Below are 25,098 nucleotides of genomic sequence, written 5' to 3'. Positions count from 1 at the left end.
CCGATCATACAATCGGACGACGGCGATAGAATAACAAGCCTGGCATGGCTAAGCCAACCGCTAAACCAGCGATAATGAACATCGCTTTGAGAAAGTTGGTCGTGAGCATTTCCAGCAACTGTGGTTCAAAACCACGATGGTTCAATTCCACGAGGGCAATCATCGCTTTAAAAGCAAAAACACCAGGAACCATCGGAATTAATGACGCAACCGTAAAGACTTTCGGATGAGCAAATAACTTACGCGACCAATACACACCAATCATGCCAACCAAAGTGGCAGCAAAAAAGGAAGCCCACTCAATGGGAGCCCCAAAATGCATCATCAAGTAACGAGAGCCATGGCCAATTGCGCCCCCTAAAGCGCAATAAATCAGCGCTTTTTGCGGTACGTTAAAGACTAGTGCGAAACCTACGGCAGGAATGGCGGCAAAAAACATGTCATTCAATAGACCGATCAACAGTTCTAAGTTAATCATACTAACCACCCCCACACTTCAAATAAGCTCATCGCCGCAACAATGCCAAGACAGGTTGCCAATGTCAGTAAACTTGCCATCACAAAGCGGGCGATGCCCATATTGACATAACCTTTGAGCATATCGGCCACTGAGTTGATTAACGGCACACCGGGAACCAACATTAGGACCGAAGAAGCCATCACAATCGTCGGGGCATTACCCAATTCGTGCACCACCGCTTGAACTGAAATAGCGGTCGTTACAAACGCGGTCACCGTGAAATTAACCAGAGGATTGAAATGTCGATGGCCTATTTCTTGTCTTACGATCATGCCAACGGAAGAGGCAAGAAATGTCATAGCAAAAACCATCCAGTCTCCTCCTGCTAAACGGCTAAATGCCGCACAGGATAAACCGATCATCACGACGACTAACCAACGGTTATAACGCTTGGGACTGATTTGATTGAGCTTATGCTGGGCAAGATAGTCATCAATAATGCCACGTTCAAGCATGATACAAATACGCTGAACTTGAGTAATAGCACGCATATTGATGCCACGATCTGGGCAGCGTCGCGCAGTGGTAATACAGTGGCCATGGTATACCGTAGTGACCACCAATGAACTTGCCGATAACGACACTTCCACTTCATCCATGTCACAGGCCAAACCAATCCTTTCCATGATATTGCCGACCAATGCGCTTTCGGCGCCATGAGCTAACAACATTTGTCCAGCTTGAGCAATTAAGCGCGAGACCGCTCTTTGCTTAGTTTCCATACAATTTGGTTTCCATACAACTCAGCTTCCATACTAATTGAATAACGCCTTGCGTCCTGTCCCTCTGTCCAATCCCTATATAGAAAAGGGCGACAATATTGTGAACAAATTTAATGCAAATAACTTTGATTTAAGACGTAAAAATATTTGAGGCGAAAAAAAACCGCAAATAAATGCGGTTTTTTTTATTCGATCGGATTAATCGCGAACGTAGACAACGTGGCCGTCATCTTCTTCGTCATCCCAGTCATCGTCATCATCATCGCCATCTTCAGTGATAACGTTTTTGCCTGACATTGCGTCTTTATGGTAATCATCCCACATGAAGTCGACTTTGTCTTCTTCACTAAGTTGCTCCAATTCGCGTGGTAGCGTTTCCATAAAGTCAGCAAGCTTGTAACAAAGCTCTTTAGTACCTTGACGATTTACCGCTGAAATTTTGAAGTATTCTTCTTCCCAGCCAAGTGCATCCAAAATACCTTCGATGATCTCATCTGCCTCTTCTTCAGGCATCAGATCCACTTTGTTAAACACTAACCAACGAGGTTTGTCTGCCAGTTTCTCACTGTACTGTTCTAGCTCATCAATGATCGTCAATGCATTTTGGATCGGATCCGATTGATCAACCGGCATAATATCGATCATGTGCAGCAGAACACGACAACGCTCAAGGTGTTTAAGGAAACGAATACCTAGACCAGCACCATCAGCCGCACCCTCGATAAGACCAGGGATGTCAGCGACAACGAAGCTCTTCTCAGCAACAACACTTACCACGCCTAGGCTAGGGATCAGAGTCGTAAATGGGTAATCCGCTACTTTTGGTTTGGCAGCAGACACTGCACGAATGAAGGTAGATTTACCCGCATTTGGTAAACCAAGCATACCAACATCAGCTAGCAATAGTAGCTCTAGGCGCAATTCACGAATTTCACCTTTGGTACCTAACGTCTTTTGACGAGGTGCACGGTTTACTGAAGACTTAAAGCGCGTGTTACCAAGACCGTGCCAGCCGCCTTTAGCAACCATCACTTTCTTACCGTGTTCCGCAACTTCAGCCACAATTTCATTGGTATGAATGTCGACAGCACGTGTACCAACAGGAACTCGCAGTATTTTGTCTTTACCGCGTTTACCAGTACAGTTACCACCACGACCATTCTCACCACGTTCCGCTTCATAGAAGCGCTGGAAACGGTAATCAATTAGAGTGTTAAGGTTCTCATCAGCAACGATATAAATATCACCGCCATCGCCACCGTCACCACCATCAGGACCACCTTTGGTGATGAATTTTTCACGCCAAAAACTAACAACACCGCTACCGCCGTCGCCAGCTTGAACTTTAACTACCGCTTCATCAACGAATTTCATCTGTTACTCCGCATTTTGTGCGTTGCAATATCACGTTGGAGACTAAATCAGCCCCATAATCATGATATAAATTCTAGCAGATCCCATTTACAGATCGATCACCTGAGATCTTGGACCGCCCTACTTTGGACCAAATAACGAGAGGTTTTCCTTTAAACGTTAGTCACTTAGAATAACGTTGCCCAAAAGCTTCTGGTTATTTGGTTCTCGTATAAATAAAAAACCCCGCCGATTTGGCAGGGCTTTTAAATTCAGCTAGAAACCTAATTCTAAGCTAGAAGCGTGAATTACTCAGCTGCTTCGATGCTTACGAATTTACGGTTCTTAGGACCTTTAACTTCAAATTTCACTTTACCTTCAGTAAGAGCGAAAAGAGTGTGGTCTTTACCAAGGCCTACGTTGTTACCAGCGTGGAATTTAGTACCACGTTGACGAACGATGATGTTACCTGCAAGAACAGACTCGCCACCGAAACGTTTAACACCTAGGCGTTTGCTTTCTGAATCGCGGCCGTTACGAGTAGAACCACCAGCTTTTTTGTGTGCCATTGTTAAGCTCTCCTAATACGATTAAGCGTTGATTGCAGTGATTTTCACTTCAGTGAACCACTGACGGTGACCTTGCTGCTTACGTGAGTGCTTACGACGACGGAACTTAACGATTTTGATTTTATCGCCACGACCGTGTTGTACAACTTCAGCTACAACTTTGCCACCCTCAAGAAGAGGTGCACCAACTTGAATGTTTTCACCGTTAGCAACAAGTAGAACTTTATCAAATTCAATTGTCGCACCAGTTTCAACGTCTAATTTCTCTAAACGAAGAGTTTGACCTTCGCTTACACGGTGTTGTTTACCACCAGATTGGAAAACAGCGTACATATTTTACTCCGCTTTTTCCGCACAGCCTTTACATGCATTTTAGCAATTTGGGTGTGCGCTAAACTAATCATCAATAGGGCGCAGATTCTACAGAAGAGCCTTGCCTATGACAAGCCATATTTTTAAAAAAATGGCGAAAAGGTAATCGCCAAATAAAAGTGCCGAGATCATGCCCTTAAAGCATGTATTTTTCAACGTTTTTTAGTGTATTATTCATCTATTAAAGAATGTGTAAACACCAGACAGGTCCTAACCTCAGCCGGAATAACAATGGATTTTAAAGCTATCCAAACGCTTACTGCCCGTGACATGGCAAAAGTGAATGAAACAATTCAAGCACAACTAAACTCTGATGTATCCCTGATTAACCAACTAGGTTTCTACATTGTCAGTGGTGGCGGTAAACGTATCCGCCCACTTCTTGCGGTTTTAACTGCTCGAGCTCTAGGCTATCAAGGAGAGGCGCATACCACTTCCGCCGCCTTTATCGAGTTCATCCATACTGCAACCTTGTTGCACGATGATGTCGTTGACGAATCAGATATGCGTCGTGGTAAAGCCACTGCAAATGCCGCTTTTGGTAACGCAGCAAGTGTCCTAGTTGGCGACTTTATCTACACTCGCTCTTTCCAAATGATGACGGAGTTAGGCTCGTTAAAAATCCTCAAATTGATGAGTGATGCGGTCAACGTTATTGCAGAAGGCGAAGTTTTACAGTTAATGAACTGCAACAACCCCGATACGACCGAAGAAAACTACATGCAGGTCATCTACTCCAAGACAGCTCGTTTATTTGAAGCGGCAACTCAAATTGGTGCGATCTTAACCGACTCACCTGCGGAAGTAGAATTAGCGCTGCAAAACTACGGTAAGTATCTTGGTACCGCATTCCAATTAATTGACGACGTGATGGACTACACCTCTGATGGTGAAGATATGGGTAAAAATGTCGGAGATGACCTTGCAGAAGGCAAGCCAACTCTACCATTACTCCATGCCATGCATCACGGTGATAAAGAACAAGCGGCAATGATCCGTGAAGCGATCGAAAAATCGAACGGCATGGATCGTTTGAATGATATTCTTGCCGTCATGGATCAAGCAGGATCTTTGGATTACACCCGCCAAAAAGCGAATGAAGAAGCAGACAAAGCGATTGCTGAATTGGCTGTGCTGCCAGAATCAGAATACAAACAAGCTTTGATTACACTTGCTCACTTGTCTGTAAATCGCACCAAATAAGCTCAGCGCTAGCAATGCGCCCTAGCAAAACGAAAAAGGTAAGCCTCGGCTTACCTTTTTTTATCAATCCGTCATTAATAGTATTTGTCACAGCCCGGATGTAATTGCGGTTCATCAAACACTTCATCCAAGCCGAGCGCCTCTTGATGGTGCGTTTTTGTGTTCTTAACGAGAACTGAACGTGTCACGCTGTCAACGATCAAAACTTCACTGATACCATGATGGCAATCTATCAACATGCCTTTATATAGATGATTAATTTCCATTTCCGACTCCTTGTCTGTTTGCTTACGAACAAGCAGCGGCAAGGATCAAAAAAGCCGATCATAAGATCGGCTTTTACGTTGAGCTTTGATTACATTATTTTACGAAATCAACACCAACTTCAATATCACCATTCAATGTTTCTAGCATGCCGTCCAGCGCTGCTTTCTCGTAATCACTTAGCGCACCGTAACTTAGAACTTCTTCTACGCCATCTTTACCAAGCTTAATTGGTTGAGCAAAGAACGTTGCATGCTCACAGCCACCTTCTACATAAGCACACTCAACCACGCCTTGCTCACCTTGTAGTGCTTTCACTAGCGATAGACCAAAACGACACGCCGCTTGACCCATTGAAAGTGTTGCAGAACCGCCACCCGCTTTTGCTTCAACAACTTCGGTGCCGGCATTTTGAATACGTTTCGTCAACGCTTCAACTTCTTCAGCGGTAAACTCAACACCTTCTACTTGAGAAAGTAACGGTAGGATTGTCACGCCAGAGTGACCACCGATAACAGGAACACGAACGTCGCCTGGATCTTTATCTTTTAGTTCAGCAACAAAGGTTTCTGAACGAATAACATCCAGTGTCGTCACACCAAACAGCTTACGCTTATCGTATACGCCTGCATTTTTCAGCACTTCAGCCGCGATAGGTACCGTCGTGTTAACAGGGTTAGTGATGATACCGATACACGCTTTCGGACAAGTTACCGCAATTTTTTCTGCCAACGCTTTAACAATACCTGCGTTCACATTAAATAGATCCGCACGATCCATACCAGGCTTACGCGCAACACCCGCCGAGATCAATACCACATCTGCACCTTCAAGTGCAGGCGTAGGATCTTCACCAGAATAACCTTTGATCGATACTGGTGTTGGGATGTGACTCAGATCAGCGGCCACACCTGGGGTAACAGGTGCAATATCATAAAGGGCCAGATCAGAACCTGCTGGTAGGCGATTCTTCAGTAGTAGGGCTAAAGCTTGTCCGATGCCGCCAGCGGCACCAATAACGGCTACTTTCATCGTAGTTCTCCTTGAGAAATCATCTCTTTATATATTGGTAGGGTAATTTTTAGTCTGTTCTATAGCCAAAGCTATAGTAATTAACCTCTGATTACAATTCTTTAACGTCAGCTTTGCGAGGTTGCGCACCTCGCACTTTACGTGCTACATATCGCCCGCATAATAACACGACAAACCCCTTACATGACAATGGTTTAACAATCATTTCTATCAGCAATTAATGATTGCTTTTGTGTGACTTAATTGACTTTTTTTCAATGGTTAACTGGCAGAAAATGCATATATATGCGAGAATATTCACTTGATTACGTGACGAAAAGAAAGAGAACCATGCGTCATTCAGAAAAACAAGACAACCTAGTTCGTGCATTTAAGGCACTATTAAAAGAAGAACGCTTTGGCTCGCAAGGGGACATCGTTGAAGCATTGAAAACGGAAGGGTTCGAAAACATCAACCAATCCAAAGTGTCTCGTATGTTGACTAAATTTGGGGCAGTTCGAACACGCAATGCAAAAATGGAAATGGTCTACTGCTTACCAGCTGAATTTGGAGTTCCAACGGTTTCAAGCTCTTTAAGAGAACTCGTACTTGATATCGACCACAATGCAGCCCTGGTAGTGATACATACTGGACCAGGTGCAGCACAACTTATCGCACGTTTGCTTGATTCCTTAGGTAAAGCCGAAGGTATTCTTGGCGTTGTCGCAGGTGATGACACTATTTTCATTACACCAACGGCAAACATTACTACTGAGCAGTTGTTTAACTCTGTATGTCAGTTATTTGAGTACGCAGGTTAACCCCTATCAACGAATCAATTATCATAAATCGCGCTGTCTTTTGCAGTGTGATTTATGTCACATCTTAAATAAAACTCCTCCTCTCACCCAAAGTACACATAACACACTGATATAAAACAATTTTAATTACAAATTACAATAGATAAAACCACTAGTGCAGCAGCAAATGTTGCTAAAATGTTTAACAATCATATAATTATCTGTTGTTTTTTTGGTACTATTCAGACACTTTTCTATTAAATCACATGGAAAAGATGCCGTTTCTAATATAGGAAATTCCCACAGCAACTACACTTGCAGTGGGGTTAATAATGAATAAAGGAAGGAAAATTCATGGCATTGAACAAACTTATTCAAGCTGGCGCAATTGCGGCAGCTGTTATGGGTGCTGGTGCTGTTAACGCACAAGAATTTATCACTATTGGTACCGGTTCTGTAACTGGTGTTTACTACCCAACCGGTGGTGCCATTTGTAAACTGGTCAATAAAGGTCGTAAAGATCACAACATTCGTTGTTCAGTTGAATCAACGGGTGGTTCTATTTACAACGTTAATACCATTCGTGCCGGAGAACTTGATTTTGGTATCGTTCAGTCAGACTGGCAATACCACGGTTACAACGGCACAAGTAAATTTTCTGAGCAAGGCCCGTACAAAAACTTACGTGCTATGTTCTCGCTTCATACCGAACCTTTCAACATCATCGCTCGCTCTGATGCGGGCATCGAAAATGTTTCTGACCTAGCAGGCAAGCGCGTCAACATTGGTAACCCTGGTTCTGGTGACCGTGCGACCATGGGCGTTGTAATGGACGCGATGGGTTGGACGAATGACAGCTTTAAATTAGCTTCTGAACTGAAAGGTTCTGAGCGTTCTCAAGCATTGTGTGACAATAAAATCGATGCATTTGTCTACGTTGTTGGTCACCCAAACGGTTCAATCAAAGAAGCGACAACATCATGTGATGCTAAGCTAATCCCTGCAACGGGTGAACAAATTGAAGCGATTGTAAATGCTAACCCTTACTACGCATTTAGCTCAGTGCCTGCAGGCATGTACCGTGGTACAGACCAAGATGTCAATAGCTTCGGTGTTGCGGCTACAATGGTAACGACGGCTGATGTTTCAGATGAAGTAGCTTACAACGTAGCGAAAGCCGTATTTGAAAACTTTGATACCTTTAAACGCCTACACCCAGCCTTTGCAAACCTGAAAAAAGAAGACATGGTGAAAGCGGGTCTTTCTATCCCTCTTCACCCGGGTGCAGTGAAATACTACAAAGAAGTCGGCCTTCTTAAATAAGCCGCTCTTTTAGTAACTAACAACAAGGAGGCTTCGCCTCCTTGTTGACCTCCAACGTCTCGCAACAGACGTCTTTAGGCTTAATCTAAGCCTTACCTCTTTTTTACCTAGTAAATCAATCGATACGCATTTTCTAGTCAGCTAACTACACTGATAGGTGCGGATTCAGGTTCAACATTAGTTATGAATTGGACCAGTTATAATAAGGATAAGGTACATGACGCAGACTACAACACCGTCGCAAGATGTGCAGGAAATGGTCGCACAATCCGATACCGGAGCACGCTCACCATCAGGCATTCCTGGACGTATCTTATGGTTTGTACCGCTATGTTGGTCTCTATTTCAACTTTGGTACGCATCCCCACTACCGTTTATTTTTAATTTTGCAGTATTAAACGATACTGAAGCACGAGCAATACATCTCACTTTTGCTATCTTTTTGGCCTTTACTGCCTACCCTGCGCTAAAAGGATCGCCCCGCGATCGTATTCCTGTCTTCGACTGGATTCTCGCGCTAGCTGGCAGCTTCTCTGCAGCCTATATCTATATATTTTATGCTCAACTGGCCGATCGTTCAGGCGCACCAACCTCACCCGATATCATAATTTCGGTGGTCGGGATGTTATTACTGCTTGAAGCAACACGTCGTGCATTGGGGCCACCGCTGATGGTTGTGGCTGCCGTCTTCTTACTCTATACCTTTGCTGGCCCTCACATGCCAGATGTTATCGCCCATAAAGGCGCGAGTTTAAATAAAACAATGTCACATTTGTGGCTCACCACCGAAGGGGTCTTTGGTGTTGCGCTTGGCGTTTCCACCTCATTCGTATTTCTATTTGTATTATTCGGAGCCATGCTTGAACGCGCGGGGGCCGGGGCATACTTTATCAAGGTAGCCTTTTCGCTACTTGGCCACATGAAAGGTGGCCCAGCAAAAGCAGCAGTCGTCGCATCAGGCTTGTCAGGCCTAGTCTCTGGCTCTTCCATTGCCAACGTGGTGACAACCGGTACCTTTACCATCCCGCTGATGAAGCGAGTCGGCTTTCCCGGAACCAAAGCCGGTGCTGTCGAAGTTGCCGCTTCAACTAATGGTCAGCTCACACCACCAATCATGGGGGCTGCTGCATTTTTAATGGTTGAATATGTGGGTATTTCTTACGTAGAAGTGATCAAAGCCGCCCTACTACCGGCACTCATTTCTTATATTGCATTGATTTACATTGTCCACCTCGAAGCGTGTAAAGCGGGCATGGAGGGCTTGCCGCGTCGACATAATCCAACCATGATCCAAAGTCTATTGTCGTTCACCGGCACTATTTTAGGTTTATGTGTGGTCAGTGCTGCGGTTTACTATGGGGTCGGTTGGACGAAAGATGTTTTTGGCGATGCAGCAACGCCAATCATGGCAGGAGCCTTACTGATCGCTTATATCGCCCTATTGCGCGTATCCGCTAAGTACGCCAAAGAAGGGGATATCGAGATCGATGCGGAGTTGACAGAAGTACCCGATCCCGGCCCAACGATAAAGTCAGGTCTACATTACCTACTGCCTATTGTGGTTTTGGTTTGGTGCTTAACAGTAGAACGTTTTTCTCCCGGTCTATCAGCCTTTTGGGCCACGGTGTTTATGATCTTTATCTTGATCACGCAACGCCCACTCAAGGCAATAATGGCAAAAACCGGCGATATCCACGAGCAGACAAAGCAAGGCTTTATCGACCTAGCCGAAAGCTTAGTATCGGGTGCACGTAACATGATTGGTATCGGTGTTGCGACCGCCGCCGCTGGTATTGTGGTTGGCGTAGTGACTTTGACTGGTATTGGCCTAGTGATGACCGAGTTCGTTGAGTTTATCTCTGGCGGTAATATTCTACTGATGTTGCTCTTTACCGCCGTGATCAGTTTGATCCTCGGCATGGGCTTGCCCACCACCGCCAACTACATTGTGGTTTCAACCTTGATGGCGCCGGTTATCGTGACCTTAGGTGCGCAGCATGGCTTGATCATTCCATTGATCGCCGTTCACTTGTTTGTGTTCTATTTTGGCATACTCGCAGATGATACTCCTCCCGTTGGTTTAGCGGCTTTTGCCGCTGCCGCCATCGCTAAATCCGATCCGATCCGCACTGGTATTCAAGGTTTTACTTACGATATTCGTACTGCCATTCTGCCCTTTATGTTTATTTTCAACACCCAGTTATTGTTGATGGGCATTGACTCTTGGTGGCATCTAGCACTCACCGTGATCTCATCGATCATAGCAATGTTGCTGTTTTCTGCCGCGACACAAGGTTGGTGGCTAACCCGCAATAAATGGTGGGAAAATCTACTGCTATTGGTTCTAACCTTCTCGTTTTTCCGTCCTGGTTTTTGGTGGGATATGGTTTACCCAGCCAAAGATATCTCACCCGGTGTCGAAATCGCTGAAATCACCCAATCCCTTAATGTTGGCCAACCGATAGAATTGCGAGTTTCAGGAGAGAACCTGATCGGTGACTATATTGAGAAAACCGTGCGCCTTCCCTTCGATGATGACGCAGTTACTGCCGAAGAGCGCCTAAGTTCAATGGGCTTAATGCTCAATGAAAGTGACGGAAAGATGATGGTTGATATGGTTGAATTTGGTAGCCCGGCAGAAGCCTCAGGTATTGATTTCGACTGGCAAATTGACTGGGTTATTCAAGATGCAGAACGACCGATGAAAGAGTGGGTCTTCATTCCTTGCTTGATGATTGTTTTCTTAATGGGCGCCAATCAACGACGCCGTATTCGCCAACAATCATTAACAGCCTAATCCACTAAAGGCCCTAGTATTAGGGCCTCACTGAGAAAAATGTATGTATAAACAGATCCTTGTTCCAGTTGACTTAAATGAAAAAGGCTTCTCAGATCGTGCGATTGAAATTGCGGTTTGGCATGCCAAGCAATCTAATGCGCAACTGCATTTATTAAATGTGCTGCCGGGCATTCATATGTCGATGGTCGCCAGCTATTTTCCTAAAGATGCTGCGCAAAAAATGAAGCAGGATGTCAGTGTTCAGCTCAACGCTTTTGCTCAACAACATATTAATGAGCAAGTACCTTATCAAGTGCATATCGCTGAAGGCAAAGCGTACAAAACGATTTTGCAATACGCAGACACGTTAAGGGCAGACCTGATTGTTATGCCAAGCCATAAGCGTTCTAAACTCGATAAAGCCGTACTCGGCTCTGTCGCCAGTAAAGTTGTACAAGCCTCACCAATACAAGTTTTAGTGGTTAAACCACAAAGCTAATTCTGGCATTACGGATTTAAATTCAACAAAAAGGCGCTCAACATGAGCGCCTTAATAGTTTTTAGCTATCAATATTATATATACAAGCCATTTTTCTTTATCAAGCAACTGACTAATAATGAACCTATCATTTCGTACATAAGCTGATCATCATGAAAAAGACTCTGACCTTTGCTTCAATTCACTTTACTATCGCCTTTACTGTCGCCTACTTACTAACCGGTGATATTCTTATCGGTAGCATGATTGCGATGATTGAGCCAAGCGTGAATACGGTCGCGTTCTATTTTCATGAACTAGTGTGGGCGAAATCTCGATCTCTACAACGTTTAGCCCAATCAGCCAAAGTAAAAACCACCAGCTTTGCGGTGATCCACTTTAGTGTCGCATTTAGTGTGGTTTACTTATTAACAGGCGATGCTTTTGTTGGCGGTATCATGGCGGCAATCGAACCGACGATTAACACTTGTGCTTACTACTTCCATGAAAAAGTCTGGTTACGTAAACAAGCACAACATCAATCTGCCCAACCTTGGGCTTGTGCTCACTAACTGACCACTACAATGGGTAGTGCTGCACACAAAGGTCTTCGCATAACCCAACATTAAAACGTTGGGTTTGACCATCAAGGCTGACTTCTAACAGATATAAGTAATCACCACCCGCCTGAGTCGGGTTATGGTAGATCGGCGCCTCGATTTGAAATAGAGCGGATGTATGATTATTTCGCACATCAATCGGCAACTGGTAGGTCATGCCATTAAATTTCACTGCAGCTGAAACCAAGCCTGATGCGTAAGTCTTATAGTAAAGGTTAACCAAAAACTCACAGCCACCGCCGTGGTGCCAAATCTGTTCAGTACTGACATGCTCTAAGCGGACATGGCGTATAAACTGCAAATAAGGCGCTTGCCAAATACCCATGCGGGTATCGTGTGGTTGATACTGCTCTTGATTCAAAGTACACACAGCTTGCAGCTCTTCGTCTAGCAACCAATCTTCATCTTGCTCAAGAAAAAGAATTTCAAAGCGGTTACGACCAAGCTGTAAATAAGGACGAATATTTTTTTTATAGCGCGCTTGCGTGCCATCACAATCAAAGACCGCAACCCCATTGAGTCGCACCTCGGCATAATAATCCACTCCACCCATGATCAGATCGATTGCAGGAAAAGCGAGCATTGCTTCATCGACGTCAATGTCATGCATCAAATGCCACTCTTGCTCGGCGATCGTCAGCTCGGTGAGTGTATTGGGGAGAACATGACTAAGGGGATTTGGAAAAGTGATGTCGTCTTGAGGTATCGATAAGTCCGTTAATGGCGAGAGTTGCCATAGACCCGCGAGAGATAATTCCATGTAATATAAACTTGCGCTAGATCAATTTAGCACGAGTATAGTGAATAGCATCAGAGATAGAAACAAAAATACCAGCACAGTGGCTGGTATTTTTTAATGCTTAGAAGCACTCGCAGTAGATAATGCGATTACTCTTCATCATCTTCGTCTTCATCAGGGTATAGAGCGTCTTCGCCGGCATCCACCCTTACGATTTAATTCTTCAAATTAGTATGAGAGAGCCAACTTAACACTGAGGAATCCCCTAATGATTTTGATAAAAATCATAAATTTAAGGTAGATGCACATCTTGTCATGTGATCAAATGGTTCTGAGAAAAATCAATAACCAGACAACAAGATGTGCGAACTCGATATTTTACACGACTCTCTTTACCAATTCTGCCCTGAATTGCACTTAAAACGACTCAACAGTTTAACGCTGGCTTGCCACGCATTACTTGAATGTAAAACGCTCACTCTTACCGAACTTGGTCGTAACCTGCCAACGAAAGCCAGAACAAAACATAACATCAAACGAATCGACAGATTGTTAGGTAATCGTCACTTGCACAAAGAGCGACTCGCTGTATACCGTTGGCATGCCAGCTTTATCTGTTCAGGTAATTCGATGCCCATTGTTCTTGTTGACTGGTCTGATATTCGTGAGCAAAAACGGCTTATGGTATTGCGGGCTTCGGTGGCACTACATGGTCGTTCTATTACTCTTTATGAGAAAGCCTTTCCGCTTTCAGAGCAATGTTCAAAGAAGGCTCATGACCAATTTCTAGCCGACCTTGCAAGCATTCTACCGAGTAACACTACACCGCTCATTGTCAGTGATGCTGGCTTTAAAGTGCCATGGTATAAATCCGTTGAAAAGCTAGGTTGGTACTGGTTAAGTCGAGTCAGAGGGAAAGTGCAATATGCAGATTTAGGTGCGGAAAACTGGCAACCTATCAGCAACTTACATAGCATATCCTCAAGTCGCTCAAAGACTTTAGGCTATAAGAGGTTGACTAAGAGCAACCCAATTTCATGTCAAATTGCACTGTATAAATCACGTCCTAAAGGCCGAAAAAATCAGCGTTCGACACGGACTAATTGTCATCATCCGTCACCTAAAATCTACTCCGCTTCGACAAAAGAACCATGGGTTTTAGCGACTAACTTGCCCGTTGAAATCCGAACACCAAAGCAACTTGTTAGGCTCTACTCGAAGCGTATGCAAATTGAAGAAACCTTCCGAGACTTGAAAAGCCCAGCCTACGGTTTAGGCCTCCGTCATAGCCGAACTAGCAGCTCAGAGCGCTTTGATATCATGCTGCTAATCGCCCTAATGCTTCAACTGACATTTTGGCTTGCTGGAGTTCATGGTCAGAAACAAGGTTGGGATAAGCACTTCCAAGCTAACACTGTCAAAAATCGAAATGTACTCTCAACAGTGCGCTTAGGGATGGAAGTTTTGCGGCATTCTGGCTACACAATAACGAGGGAAGACTTGCTCGCGGCTGCAACCCTGCTTGCTCAAAATCTATTCAAACATGGTTGTGCTTTGGGGAAATTATGAGGGGATCCCTCAGTGCAATACACCTATGTAACAAGTGTTCAACACTAATTGATAAAAATAACGGTTCAGGTTATCCCGCAGAGGTATTGTTTGGTTGGAAGTCTTATTCTGAGGAAGTAGCAAAATCTAGAGTTTATGCTGAAAGACCAATTGTTTTGTATAAGAAAATTGACTTTCAATTCTTAGAGAAGGACTATTCGACAGCGTTATCTTGCTCTGGTCTTAACGAAAAAAACGTTGAATCTTGCCCAATAAATAATGTCGTTATATCTGATGTTACAAACAAACTAAACCTCGCAAACAAATGTGTTCTTAAAGGTTGTAGCGGTAGTGGTAAGTCACTTTTAACTTATCAGGTTGCATACAGTTTTTATAAACAAGGTTACGCAATCTTTAAAATTTCCAAAGAGTTGCTTTCGAATAACTTTACACCAGTGTCCCCACAAGCAAAATCAGTGTTGGTTATTGATGATGCACAAATATTGGATTCTAAGCACTTGGAGTCGATTTTAAGTGGTGCCCATAAAGACTGTTTGGTACTTGCCAACTGGAACTCAAGTACATCAATTGACGATGGATTCCTAAGAAACCATCCAGTTATTGAAATATCACCAGCGTCTCAGGTAAAAATTCTTAAGGAATATTGTCTAAAGCATAAAGATCAAATTTCAGAGACATTAAAACTTATAGGTTTAAAAACTAACAAAAAAGATTATCATGATAGAATTGAGGCTAGGATATTTAGAGCTTCAAGAGAAAGCACACCTTGGTTATTTAATTACTCTTTAACAGAGGGGTGGCATGGTGCAAAACACTGAGGGATCCCCTCATAATTTCCCCAAAGCACAACCATGTTTGAATAGATTTTGAGCAAGCAGGGTTGCAGCCGCGAGCAAGTCTTCCCTCGTTATTGTGTAGCCAGAATGCCGCAAAACTTCCATCCCTAAGCGCACTGTTGAGAGTACATTTCGATTTTTGACAGTGTTAGCTTGGAAGTGCTTATCCCAACCTTGTTTCTGACCATGAACTCCAGCAAGCCAAAATGTCAGTTGAAGCATTAGGGCGATTAGCAGCATGATATCAAAGCGCTCTGAGCTGCTAGTTCGGCTATGACGGAGGCCTAAACCGTAGGCTGGGCTTTTCAAGTCTCGGAAGGTTTCTTCAATTTGCATACGCTTCGAGTAGAGCCTAACAAGTTGCTTTGGTGTTCGGATTTCAACGGGCAAGTTAGTCGCTAAAACCCATGGTTCTTTTGTCGAAGCGGAGTAGATTTTAGGTGACGGATGATGACAATTAGTCCGTGTCGAACGCTGATTTTTTCGGCCTTTAGGACGTGATTTATACAGTGCAATTTGACATGAAATTGGGTTGCTCTTAGTCAACCTCTTATAGCCTAAAGTCTTTGAGCGACTTGAGGATATGCTATGTAAGTTGCTGATAGGTTGCCAGTTTTCCGCACCTAAATCTGCATATTGCACTTTCCCTCTGACTCGACTTAACCAGTACCAACCTAGCTTTTCAACGGATTTATACCATGGCACTTTAAAGCCAGCATCACTGACAATGAGCGGTGTAGTGTTACTCGGTAGAATGCTTGCAAGGTCGGCTAGAAATTGGTCATGAGCCTTCTTTGAACATTGCTCTGAAAGCGGAAAGGCTTTCTCATAAAGAGTAATAGAACGACCATGTAGTGCCACCGAAGCCCGCAATACCATAAGCCGTTTTTGCTCACGAATATCAGACCAGTCAACAAGAACAATGGGCATCGAATTACCTGAACAGATAAAGCTGGCATGCCAACGGTATACAGCGAGTCGCTCTTTGTGCAAGTGACGATTACCTAACAATCTGTCGATTCGTTTGATGTTATGTTTTGTTCTGGCTTTCGTTGGCAGGTTACGACCAAGTTCGGTAAGAGTGAGCGTTTTACATTCAAGTAATGCGTGGCAAGCCAGCGTTAAACTGTTGAGTCGTTTTAAGTGCAATTCAGGGCAGAATTGGTAAAGAGAGTCGTGTAAAATATCGAGTTCGCACATCTTGTTGTCTGGTTATTGATTTTTCTCAGAACCATTTGATCACATGACAAGATGTGCATCTACCTTAAATTTATGATTTTTATCAAAATCATTAGGGGATTCCTCAGTGCAAAACAAGATTTGGATGTTTTAGAACATGATCAAAAACTTAGTATGGTAATAGTGACTGTTGCTATTTTTCAACTTGCAACTTTAGATAATGGTGTAAGTAAGCAAACCATATTAACAGCTTTAAAAAAATTCAATACCGATAGTAAATGGTTGAATAAGGCAGATAGTGTATTAAGTAAATATTGTGTGTCAATTGAAAGCAATGTGAAAAATAAGCACTACGAATATTCACGAAGATTTCTTAAAATATTCCTATCTAAAAATAATTCAGTTGATGAGTTGGAGTACCTTATTGTTCTAATAGCAACAATACTCAAAACCGATACATACTTAAAGGGGCACTCCAATTTACTTGAGTTTGTAATGTTTGATTTTAGGAGAGGGCAGTATGAACTTAACAAGCGAGGTATAACCGAAGAAGTCACCTCCAATCTTCTATCGAGCACAGTTTCAATACAGAATGAACCAGTTAATGTAACTAAATTAAATTCATTAGTTCGATTTAATAAAGATGTTTTAAGACTGTTGGAGAAAGACAGTTCAATTCTCGAAAAGTGGATCCTAGATGTTTGTCGTAACACTGCATATCAATTAGGAAATTTGATTAACACGCTATGTAATGAAGATGTTAAGTTTCTTACTGTATCGCAAAGACATATTAAAGTCGTTTTCTACGCTATGGTTGACTCCCATATTGATGATAGGCCTAGATTTGCACACCTGCTAAACAGGATGCAATTCTTTGTTGATGACAAATGTAGAAATTACGAAAAACAACTGTTTGATAAATCGAGATTTAATATAAATGTATCCTCATTTTCTAATGATACTGCCTGTTATCAATTTTCAAAATTAATTGACGAATTGGCCTACATAAATAGTGATTGGGCTGATGAGCAGATAAAGAACAATATAGATGGAATCAGCGAACTACTGAACCAAGACTTGATGAATGCTTATAGCTCTTTAAGTGATTTAATCAACCATTATTTTGGTGTGACGTCTGCCATTCTAGGTATTAAATTAGCCGACTCTAGGCTTAAGAAAAGAGCGAGGTACCTTGCAAGTAAATTATCCACAAGTTCAATTCTACAAGCCTTCGAAAAAATAGAGGCTGTAGATGTACAAAACTATGGAAATATAATGATATTCCTAGCGTTGTACGATAAAAAGAAGTTGAAAGAAATATCGGACAAGTTTAATTACCCAAGGCTTTTTGAACTTTATAAAGATGACGAGAAGTTAGATCACTATCACAGGGCTCTTATCGCTATCTTGCAAAACTCAGATAGTAAAAATTACCAAGATTATGTAGCTAAAAACATTAACAAATATAATTACATCGATGAATTGTTCGTATTATTATCTCCTGAATATTCTCTTCAGAAAATTAAAAGTGGAATGAGATATAAAATTGATTTTGGAGGACGTTCAGAGTGTGAAAATGAGCTTCTAATTTTAACGGAGGTTATGAAAGAGGAAGGTGGAACCTCATTGGTAAAAAGAATTATTCGAGAAAATATAAACGAAATTTCAGATGCTATCCTTAACAAAGCAATGAACGTAGACAAAACAAGATCTAAATTTTCTCTTTTAATTTTTATACATAAAAACGTGCCAAGTATATTTGACGAAATTTTCAGAGAAAAAGATAAAGCCTCTGTATTGATAGAGAAGATTTATCGGTTAATCAAGGGGACAAAGCAAGAAAAAATTTTTGCACAGTTTTACGCATTTTTGCTTAAAAACCACTCTAGTCATCATATGTCGCAAATTGCAAAAATAGAAAAGAAATACTCAAGCATTGGCAGATTTGACATTACTCGTTTTGACTAAAAAAAACAGATAATTAAACTAGTTCTGCTGCGTTGAGAAACGCCCTTGATGATACTTCCATGTATCTAACCGCTGTTAGGGTGGACTTGTGTCCTGCTAATTTATTGTTCCACATGACCTAATTTTAGGTCATTTTTTACAGGTTTAGCTTTGACAGTTAGCTAAACTCGTAATGGGGCAAAAATGTTTTAGAGCAATTATTTTTTATAGCCTTCATACTCAGCAACACTATCAGTAAGCTCCTGCTGAAGTTCATACACTCGAAACATTAGCGACTTATTCAATACCTCAAGTTCATCATTGGTGGCTAAAGCCTCATCCCTCTCCGTGCGATAAGCTTCTTTAAGTTCGATTTGCTTCCTTAACTCATCTTTGAGCCTATCGATTTCGCTCATATCTTCTGTGGAAGCCTTATCTATTTCAGATGGTTTAGGGGTATCCAGAGTTTCGTTATATGCCTCGATAGCAGGGTTGGCGACATTATCAACGAACTCTTTGAATTTATGAATGTAACTGCGCCCTAAGCCCGCCTCGTTGTTGATTTTATTGAGAGTAAGACGGCCTTTGGCTTTGGTTCGTAAAGGCTTACCATTTTGGAGTCGAGCGAGTGCCTTATGAAGCTTTTCTTCAGCCGCCAATGTTTTCTCTTCCTGTACCAACGCCCTTAAAGTTTCTTGATTCATTTAGGTTACTTACTCCTTGGGAAGACTAATCACTTCATCAGTGAATGGTGTATAAGGGATTTCATGGGCTTTTAGTGTCAGTTCTTCCACCAAGATTTTCTGCTTTAAGCCAGTCAAGATTGAGCTCTTTAATACATCACCCGTGTTAAGATTCGTAAACTTGGCAATCAATCGCTCTCGTTGCTTAGCAATCTTTTTCGCTCCCTTATCGGTCACCACTTTATGATCGCACTCTTTGATTTCCGCTCGAAAGAGTGATGTACCACATACTCGATCACACGAAGCATTAGTACAATAGGCACCACTCGGCAGTTGCATGATGTGAAAATTGCCACGACGAAGATTCTCTTCAATTTCTGAACGAGTCATGAAGATGCGTTTTCCCGCTTTCAATTGCTCCAATCGCTCCTGCATAATGGCCTCGCCTTTGACCCCACTCAAATGCTCACTTTCGTTGTAGATCTCATCGAAGATATCCACCCCCAAATCAATCCCCGCCTCTTTCAAGTCGTTTAAAATATCCTCATCCATCAGCAGGTCATTCATCTGTGCCAATACCGCATTATTTGCGTAGTAACCTGACATATTGATGTTTTGGTGTTTGAATTGAAATTTAATCCCTGAAGCCGTACCGAAGCCATACCGCACAAAGAACACGGCAAATGACCGTCTAAAGTCATGAGAGCTTAACCCCGTGCATGTCCCGCCAACCGTTAATTGCCCCTCTCTTGAAGGGTTTAGCGTATTAAACTCCTCTACATCCTCTGGAGTGGCCTTATAGCCCAGATGGTTTATAACCCTTTTCAGTGCTTTGTAAGGATCGAATATATAGTTGTCGCTGATTTGTCGTGCAGCTTGAGGCAGCAAAAATGCGGAACATAATTGCTTTCTCATGTGCGCAATATTTTCTGCTGTTTCACCTTCCGCTTCTTTCCGATCAACGCCATTGTGATAAAACTTACGAGTTGATGCCATCATGTCATAAGCCAGCTCTAACGCTGTTTCGGCAACAGAATGTGACTGCCAAGTGGCGATAGTCGGCATTCCATCATGCCCCTTGGTTGTTTCGCCTGTGAGTATGGTCACTGGTTGACCGTTAACCATTACCGTATCTGCGCTGTCTTTGTTGAAAGATACCGCCTCGCCAATTCGTACGCCTGAGAACCCCTGAACCACTACCAAACAACTGGCCAAGATGCCAGCCAAGTCCGTAGCGCGCAAGTTTACCTTGAAATCAGGAATGCAATGGTCAATCCTCTTTATCGCCTTTGTCACCCTTTGGTCAAGTGCATTGGCGGTCATTGATAGCTCTGTTCTGCCATTGCCACTTCCTCTTTCTGCAAGCCTTTCACCATTATGGATTCGCTTTCTAATGTCATAGGCTTCCCCCATCACTTGTGAAATCTCATGACGATACGGATGGTATTTTTCAACGGTTTCTAAGGCATGGTTCATGATGCATTGATACAACTTATGTGGAATAGCTACATGCTGTTTACGTTCTTTTTTCTTTGCGCACTTTTTTAGCGCCTTTGCGTCAACATATGAACTGAGCAAGCCAACATCCGTCAGTTTATTTAATGCTGAAAGAATATGACCAATCCTTGCATCGCCAAACTGTCTCTGTTTCAGGCTACGGGTAAATGATTTCCACTGCCTGGCGTTACCTAATTGGCTCCAATCTGTCCCCTCCAAGCGGTCTGCAATGTGCTGTAGTGAGGTCTTCATGACATCCATTTGGGCGACCGATAAGGGCAAGGTACTCACTTTTTTTGAGTGGTGATAGAACTGGTATAAAGCGTCCTGTATTCCATTCACATACTCAGGACTGGCGCTCTTAAAGCTTACGCTTAATGAATACCTCACACCAACGACATGCGACGTTGAAAAGTCCCACCTCTCAACGTGGTACGGTTTATCGGCTACGTCGAGCCTGTCTAACCCCTCGATTAAGAACCCCGTTTCGGACTTCTGAACGGGGACGGACGGAACAGCGTTATCGTGCTTATTGAGTTTGTCATTCATTGTTAAAACGTCTCCAGTAAGTCCATTAGGCTATACCCATCGCTATAAAGTGGGTGAGGGGCTTCACTGTGCATTTCTTGCGCTCGGGTGTAATTATCAGGCGCAACCTCTTTAAAATCCTTTAAAATCGATTCGATGGTGTTACACAACTTATAAAACTTGTCCGTTGGCAGACTGTTAATAGCTGGATAAGCCTTCATTTCTTGTAGCGTGTCGTTGAAGGACAGCATTAGCCAAATATCCTCGACCTCAGACACTAATCGATGATAATGACATTCGAAGCAGCCTAGGAAATCGGTACAACGCTGCTCCTTTTCTGGCTGTTTGACCCCCATGTTTTCAAGGTTTTTCTTAATTCTTACGGCAACACCTTGTGAGGAGTCCTTACAGCGAACGCCAAGGGGGGTTTGAGTGTCGTTTTCGGTTTCTTCCTTACGTAGCCGTTTGTAATCGTAGCCGTTCAATACATTGGCATGGTTAAACTTCGATTTATTCGCCGCCTCGTGAGGATCGGTGCCATTTTTCGAAAAGTCGTACAGCGCCTCATTGTTTGCCGCCAAACTCGTTCTATGATCGCTTTCGTTACCGTCAGAATAATTAATAGCAACAACTTCAATTGAGTTGTTCGCAGACATCGACACTAACCAAATGTCTTCCGTGACTTTCATTAAAGTATCAATCTTTGTTTGGCGCAGTTTTGAGGGTGTGACGTGGGCAAGCCCCAATATCTTTGTGCACTTATTGATGCTCTTTTGAGGGGTGGTTTGGCCTGCGTCAACACACCCTTGAATCTCGCCTGATTTTCGAAAATAGGGAAACACCCATTCTGTACCAGCGTTTTTCTGGAGCACCATCGAGACTTCCAACCATTGATGGAAGAACGCTTGGGTCTTTTTATGAAACCCAAGCGACGTATCAAAACCTAAGTAATTTGCACGCGCTTTGGTCATGTCAAAGTAGACCTTGCCATCTGATTTAGCGGTAAATCGAATGTCGCTAAAACGCAGGTTTAACAGAGGCGTTGTATTTTGCCCTGTAAAGCAAAAGGCGATCATCGCAGCCAGTCTAGAAAAATGATTACGTGCTGCATTCTCACCTACTACAGTCCGCTTAAACGTCCCTTTCACCTGATTTCTTTTTTTTACACTCCACCCGTTTTTCTCGGCTTGTTGATTGAACAACTCCTCACTCCAAAGTGGATGAAGGCTTGGTTTGGTGCCCTCTAAAAAATGCCGCCTAAACCCCGCGAACGCAGCAATGAACCGCCGAACAAGCGGCTTGAGTTCCCCAACCACATCGATGCCTTTATGTGAATTGGCCTGTTTCTTGGTGCCTTTTATTAATATTAATTGCTTTGCCTCGATGGGACGGTTATACGCTTTAAGGAAAAAACTCACTATCCTTTTAGCGTTACTCCAGGTTGATAGACTTTGCTCACCTCGATTACATTTATCTTGATGATAATCCATGAAAGCGTTGTATAAGTCTGGTGCAAAGTAATCGCCATTAATAGGCTTTCGATGCTCACGGTCCATCCAACGAATATATAGTCTCAGTTGTTCAAAATGGTTTTGCTTTGTGCGGTTGAAGTCCGTTCTTAGAAGACGATAGGCATCTCGGACAAACGCCTCTCTACCCGCAACAGGTATATAATCCACCCCCTTTATTTTTTTGCCTTGCTGAGAATAGTTAGGAGCGCCTTGATATAACAACTGAATAAAATGAGATGTCGCTCCGCCACATTTCAGTTTCAACTCATCCAAGTGAAGCGGCTCAACTGTTGCGGCAGGTGCCTCATAAAATGCGTCATCAAGGACAACGGGCTTTGAGTTATCTTTGCGGCTCATTTTTTCTTTGCCTCCTCAAGCTTTCTAGACGCTTCTTCGAACTCAGGTAAATCATCCAAGTCGCTCTCTTCATCAAACACACCAACGTAGTCCAACACATCTTCCCAGATTTCATCCCCCGTAGGCTTATCTTGGGCAATTTGCAGATAAAGTAGCGTGGTGGATAAATCTTCATGGCCAAGAAATGCTGATACTATTTTTAGAGCCTCGTCTGCGTCCATTTTCTTTAACAATGTCCGAAAAGCCGACACCGCAAAGGTCGAGCGTAAGTTGTGAACCACCGAATCAATGTCATTCAGCAAATTGACTGCGGCGGTTTTTCTGACCTCATTCCATCGAGTATTGATTTCTTCCAGTTTCTTAAACAACGGTATGCCAGAGTTGCTAATGAAAAGGTATTGTTTGCTTTCATCAACCCCATCAGTCCCGTCAAAGTAGGCATCGTTACCCGCCTCTCTCTCAGCCCTGCACCGTTCTTTAAATTTCGCCAAGCGTTTTTTGTATCTTGGTGAGTGGCTGTAGTTATAAAGTTCGAGCATCAGTGAACTAGGAATGATAGTGCGTCGAGACTTATTGTTGTAACCACCACTAGGGTCTTTAGTGAGTGAGCCATATTGGTCGCCCACACCCAGCCTCAAAACGGCAGTTTTCATATCAGGGCGAACCACTTGCCCTAGGTGCAAACTTACGCCTTCCTCCTTACGCAGCCCCGTGTAGCGGTAGACACGCAACAATAAGCAATACTCTTCAGGTAGGCTAACCAACTTTTCTTCGCGATTAACACTCTTAATGACTCGCTGGGTGTTAACCAGGACATTCTTAACCTCTTCCCATTCACTGTTTGACAGTGGCTTTAGGTCGCGCCTTGCATTAGGTAACTTACCCCCATCGTTTCGCTTTGACTTTGGGAAACTCAGTTTTAAATCGGTGGTTTGTATCACCTTACGACCGTAAGCGCTCATGTGAGTGCCACTGTTTTCGATGCCAATTAGCAAAGTTTCAAATTCAAACGGTGGGTTATTAAACCTCATACCCTGTCTGAGATGATGCTTGTAAAACTCTACAACTGAACGCACATACGATACGGCGGTCGTTCGAGCTAACCCTGTCCCGTTTAGCGTTGTCTTTTTGACCGCTGCTCTGTACATGAAAGTGACGCGGAGGTTTTTCCTAACCGCAAACTTATCCCAAGCAGGGCGAGGGGGGGCGATAAAGGGATCGTAATCTTCATTGTCATATTTACTATCCCACTTCGCTTGAGCATCCAGGATAAATCTGAAGTAATGAGTGAGAGCTTTTGAGGCTTGCTGGGACTCTTCTACATCCTTCTCAACGTGTTTTGCAAGAATAAACTCATTAACGCAATCCAGAGGTTCAAATGAAAGCAACCTTCCCTTGATGAAGATCGGGTTACCATACTCATCCTTCATCGGCTTACCCTTCTCATCTAGCCGTTTCAGTTTCTCGTAGCCAACTAAGTTCAAGAAGATCACCTTCTTAATATGAACGTGGCTTTCTTTGTTGCGAGAGTATTCATATTGAAGCTCACCATTATCATCAACGAACACCAACGGCTTTCTATAAGTGAAGGGTTTTAATGTTTTTGTTTTGATGTCGTAAATGATTTCAGTCACTTGAATACCTCAAATCTACTTTCTGTTCATTAATCAACCTATCACACATTCTCACCTATAAATAATGTATGGTTATCAGTATTAAAATTAGAGTCAAAAAAAACCTCACCATGTGGCGAGGTTCTCAATAATTCTCACTTTTACTCTTCATCAGAGTCGTAGGGTTCGTCACCCTCTTCAGAATCGTAGGGGTGCTCATAGTACGTACCCCAACCATCATAGATGATGTCATATTTTTCAGCTAGATGAACCAGTTTAGACACTTGCTCATCAATCGCTTCTGGATTCAATGCTGATTGCATTGTCGCATCGCAACAAAGTAGCTTTTTGCCATCTTCGTCTTCTGTTTCTTCAGCTTCTAAAACTTCAAAGCCCATCTTAAATGCTTCAACAACCGCTTTTTCTAGCGTGTCGAAATCTTCAGCAAATAGATGATGCTCGATTTCATATAGCGCATCTGGATCACTGCCATCTTCAAGCAATGCTTGGATAATATCGCGAGTCTCTTCCTTTTGAATCTCGATTAATTCTTCTACCGATAGATATTCATCTTCATGAGACATAATAGCGCTCCAGAGTGTGATAACAGGGATGATGATTTCT

General features: G+C 43.0%; 23 protein-coding genes. 9 read left to right on the top strand and 14 right to left on the bottom strand.

The window, feature by feature from the left end; all coding sequences use genetic code 11:
* Window positions 1-4 precede the first annotated feature (4 nt).
* From RJD38_RS08840 to rplU, 5 genes are all read right to left on the bottom strand, one after another.
* Entirely contained in the window at window positions 5-478 is a 474-nt protein-coding gene (locus RJD38_RS08840; protein ID WP_065545713.1) for a threonine/serine exporter family protein, read from the bottom strand.
* A complete protein-coding gene (locus tag RJD38_RS08835) occupies window positions 475-1,242 on the bottom strand; it encodes a threonine/serine exporter family protein (protein WP_065545714.1) in 768 nt (255 codons plus the stop codon). The genes RJD38_RS08840 and RJD38_RS08835 overlap by 4 nt, the downstream gene beginning before the upstream one ends.
* Window positions 1,243-1,440: 198 nt before the next feature.
* On the bottom strand, window positions 1,441-2,616 hold the full coding sequence (gene cgtA / locus RJD38_RS08830) for an Obg family GTPase CgtA (RefSeq protein WP_005593150.1): 1,176 nt from the start codon (window positions 2,614-2,616) through the stop codon (window positions 1,441-1,443).
* Window positions 2,617-2,903: 287 nt separating this feature from the next.
* Window positions 2,904-3,164, bottom strand: a complete 261-nt coding sequence (rpmA, locus tag RJD38_RS08825; RefSeq protein WP_005593148.1) for a 50S ribosomal protein L27 — start codon at window positions 3,162-3,164, stop codon at window positions 2,904-2,906.
* 21 nt (window positions 3,165-3,185) lie between these two features.
* The gene (gene rplU / locus RJD38_RS08820) at window positions 3,186-3,497 is read right to left on the bottom strand and encodes a 50S ribosomal protein L21 (protein WP_005593146.1); all 312 of its coding nucleotides are present in this window, start codon (window positions 3,495-3,497) and stop codon (window positions 3,186-3,188) included.
* A 270-nt stretch (window positions 3,498-3,767) separates the two neighbouring features.
* Between rplU and ispB the strand changes: the two genes are divergently transcribed.
* On the top strand, window positions 3,768-4,739 hold the full coding sequence (ispB, locus tag RJD38_RS08815) for an octaprenyl diphosphate synthase (RefSeq protein WP_065545715.1): 972 nt from the start codon (window positions 3,768-3,770) through the stop codon (window positions 4,737-4,739).
* Between the two features lie 74 nt (window positions 4,740-4,813).
* Here ispB and RJD38_RS08810 read toward each other — a convergent pair whose 3' ends face one another.
* Together RJD38_RS08810 and mdh are read right to left on the bottom strand one after the other, a co-directional pair.
* A complete protein-coding gene (locus RJD38_RS08810; protein ID WP_005593144.1) occupies window positions 4,814-5,005 on the bottom strand; it encodes a hypothetical protein in 192 nt (63 codons plus the stop codon).
* A gap of 94 nt (window positions 5,006-5,099) precedes the next feature.
* Window positions 5,100-6,035 carry a malate dehydrogenase gene (mdh, locus tag RJD38_RS08805; protein ID WP_065545716.1) on the bottom strand — a complete coding sequence of 312 codons (936 nt, stop codon included), beginning with the start codon at window positions 6,033-6,035 and terminating at the stop codon, window positions 5,100-5,102.
* A 330-nt stretch (window positions 6,036-6,365) separates the two neighbouring features.
* Here mdh and argR point away from each other — a divergent pair, with 330 nt between their 5' ends.
* The 5 genes from argR (at window position 6,366) to RJD38_RS08780 (ending at window position 11,967) form a co-directional block, all read left to right on the top strand.
* Window positions 6,366-6,836, top strand: coding sequence for a transcriptional regulator ArgR (gene argR / locus RJD38_RS08800; protein WP_005593142.1), 471 nt, complete (start codon window positions 6,366-6,368; stop codon window positions 6,834-6,836).
* A gap of 333 nt (window positions 6,837-7,169) precedes the next feature.
* A complete protein-coding gene (locus RJD38_RS08795; protein ID WP_005593141.1) occupies window positions 7,170-8,138 on the top strand; it encodes a TAXI family TRAP transporter solute-binding subunit in 969 nt (322 codons plus the stop codon).
* A gap of 217 nt (window positions 8,139-8,355) precedes the next feature.
* Complete coding sequence (locus tag RJD38_RS08790; RefSeq protein WP_065545717.1) at window positions 8,356-10,935, top strand: TRAP transporter permease; 2,580 nt, start codon at window positions 8,356-8,358, stop codon at window positions 10,933-10,935.
* Window positions 10,936-10,978: 43 nt separating this feature from the next.
* Complete coding sequence (locus RJD38_RS08785; protein ID WP_065545718.1) at window positions 10,979-11,416, top strand: universal stress protein; 438 nt, start codon at window positions 10,979-10,981, stop codon at window positions 11,414-11,416.
* A gap of 152 nt (window positions 11,417-11,568) precedes the next feature.
* On the top strand, window positions 11,569-11,967 hold the full coding sequence (locus RJD38_RS08780) for a DUF2061 domain-containing protein (protein ID WP_065429797.1): 399 nt from the start codon (window positions 11,569-11,571) through the stop codon (window positions 11,965-11,967).
* A gap of 7 nt (window positions 11,968-11,974) precedes the next feature.
* Here RJD38_RS08780 and RJD38_RS08775 read toward each other — a convergent pair whose 3' ends face one another.
* Window positions 11,975-12,775 carry a glycosyl hydrolase 2 galactose-binding domain-containing protein gene (locus RJD38_RS08775; RefSeq protein ID WP_065429796.1) on the bottom strand — a complete coding sequence of 267 codons (801 nt, stop codon included), beginning with the start codon at window positions 12,773-12,775 and terminating at the stop codon, window positions 11,975-11,977.
* Between the two features lie 339 nt (window positions 12,776-13,114).
* On the opposite strand from RJD38_RS08775, the gene RJD38_RS08770 reads away from it, so the two are divergent.
* Both RJD38_RS08770 and RJD38_RS08765 read left to right on the top strand, forming a co-directional pair.
* On the top strand, window positions 13,115-14,323 hold the full coding sequence (locus RJD38_RS08770) for an IS4 family transposase (protein ID WP_032073033.1): 1,209 nt from the start codon (window positions 13,115-13,117) through the stop codon (window positions 14,321-14,323).
* Window positions 14,320-15,141 (top strand): hypothetical protein, encoded by an 822-nt coding sequence (locus RJD38_RS08765; RefSeq protein ID WP_367971224.1) that lies wholly within the window; start codon window positions 14,320-14,322, stop codon window positions 15,139-15,141. Before RJD38_RS08770 ends, RJD38_RS08765 begins: the two co-directional genes overlap by 4 nt.
* 9 nt (window positions 15,142-15,150) lie before the next feature.
* Here RJD38_RS08765 and RJD38_RS08760 read toward each other — a convergent pair whose 3' ends face one another.
* Complete coding sequence (locus RJD38_RS08760; protein WP_032073033.1) at window positions 15,151-16,359, bottom strand: IS4 family transposase; 1,209 nt, start codon at window positions 16,357-16,359, stop codon at window positions 15,151-15,153.
* A 51-nt stretch (window positions 16,360-16,410) separates the two neighbouring features.
* On the opposite strand from RJD38_RS08760, the gene RJD38_RS08755 reads away from it, so the two are divergent.
* Window positions 16,411-18,306, top strand: coding sequence for a hypothetical protein (locus RJD38_RS08755; protein WP_367971223.1), 1,896 nt, complete (start codon window positions 16,411-16,413; stop codon window positions 18,304-18,306).
* Window positions 18,307-18,503: 197 nt separating this feature from the next.
* Here RJD38_RS08755 and RJD38_RS08750 read toward each other — a convergent pair whose 3' ends face one another.
* From RJD38_RS08750 to rraB, 5 genes are all read right to left on the bottom strand, one after another.
* Window positions 18,504-18,989 carry a hypothetical protein gene (locus RJD38_RS08750; protein ID WP_014386726.1) on the bottom strand — a complete coding sequence of 162 codons (486 nt, stop codon included), beginning with the start codon at window positions 18,987-18,989 and terminating at the stop codon, window positions 18,504-18,506.
* Window positions 18,990-18,998: 9 nt separating this feature from the next.
* The gene (locus RJD38_RS08745) at window positions 18,999-21,014 is read right to left on the bottom strand and encodes a hypothetical protein (protein ID WP_014386727.1); all 2,016 of its coding nucleotides are present in this window, start codon (window positions 21,012-21,014) and stop codon (window positions 18,999-19,001) included.
* Window positions 21,015-21,016: 2 nt separating this feature from the next.
* Window positions 21,017-22,861 carry a hypothetical protein gene (locus tag RJD38_RS08740; protein ID WP_014386728.1) on the bottom strand — a complete coding sequence of 615 codons (1,845 nt, stop codon included), beginning with the start codon at window positions 22,859-22,861 and terminating at the stop codon, window positions 21,017-21,019.
* The gene (locus RJD38_RS08735; protein WP_014386729.1) at window positions 22,858-24,495 is read right to left on the bottom strand and encodes a site-specific integrase; all 1,638 of its coding nucleotides are present in this window, start codon (window positions 24,493-24,495) and stop codon (window positions 22,858-22,860) included. Before RJD38_RS08735 ends, RJD38_RS08740 begins: the two co-directional genes overlap by 4 nt.
* A gap of 140 nt (window positions 24,496-24,635) precedes the next feature.
* Window positions 24,636-25,058: a ribonuclease E inhibitor RraB gene (gene rraB, locus RJD38_RS08730; protein ID WP_065429795.1), complete on the bottom strand. Its 423-nt coding sequence runs from the start codon at window positions 25,056-25,058 to the stop codon at window positions 24,636-24,638.
* Between the last annotated feature and the right edge of the window lie 40 nt (window positions 25,059-25,098).

The sequence above is a fragment of the Vibrio scophthalmi genome, from assembly GCF_040869025.1.
GTDB lineage: Bacteria > Pseudomonadota > Gammaproteobacteria > Enterobacterales > Vibrionaceae > Vibrio > Vibrio scophthalmi.
Note: the sequence above shows the minus strand (reverse complement) of the source record. Positions and strands in the feature narration are given on the sequence as shown.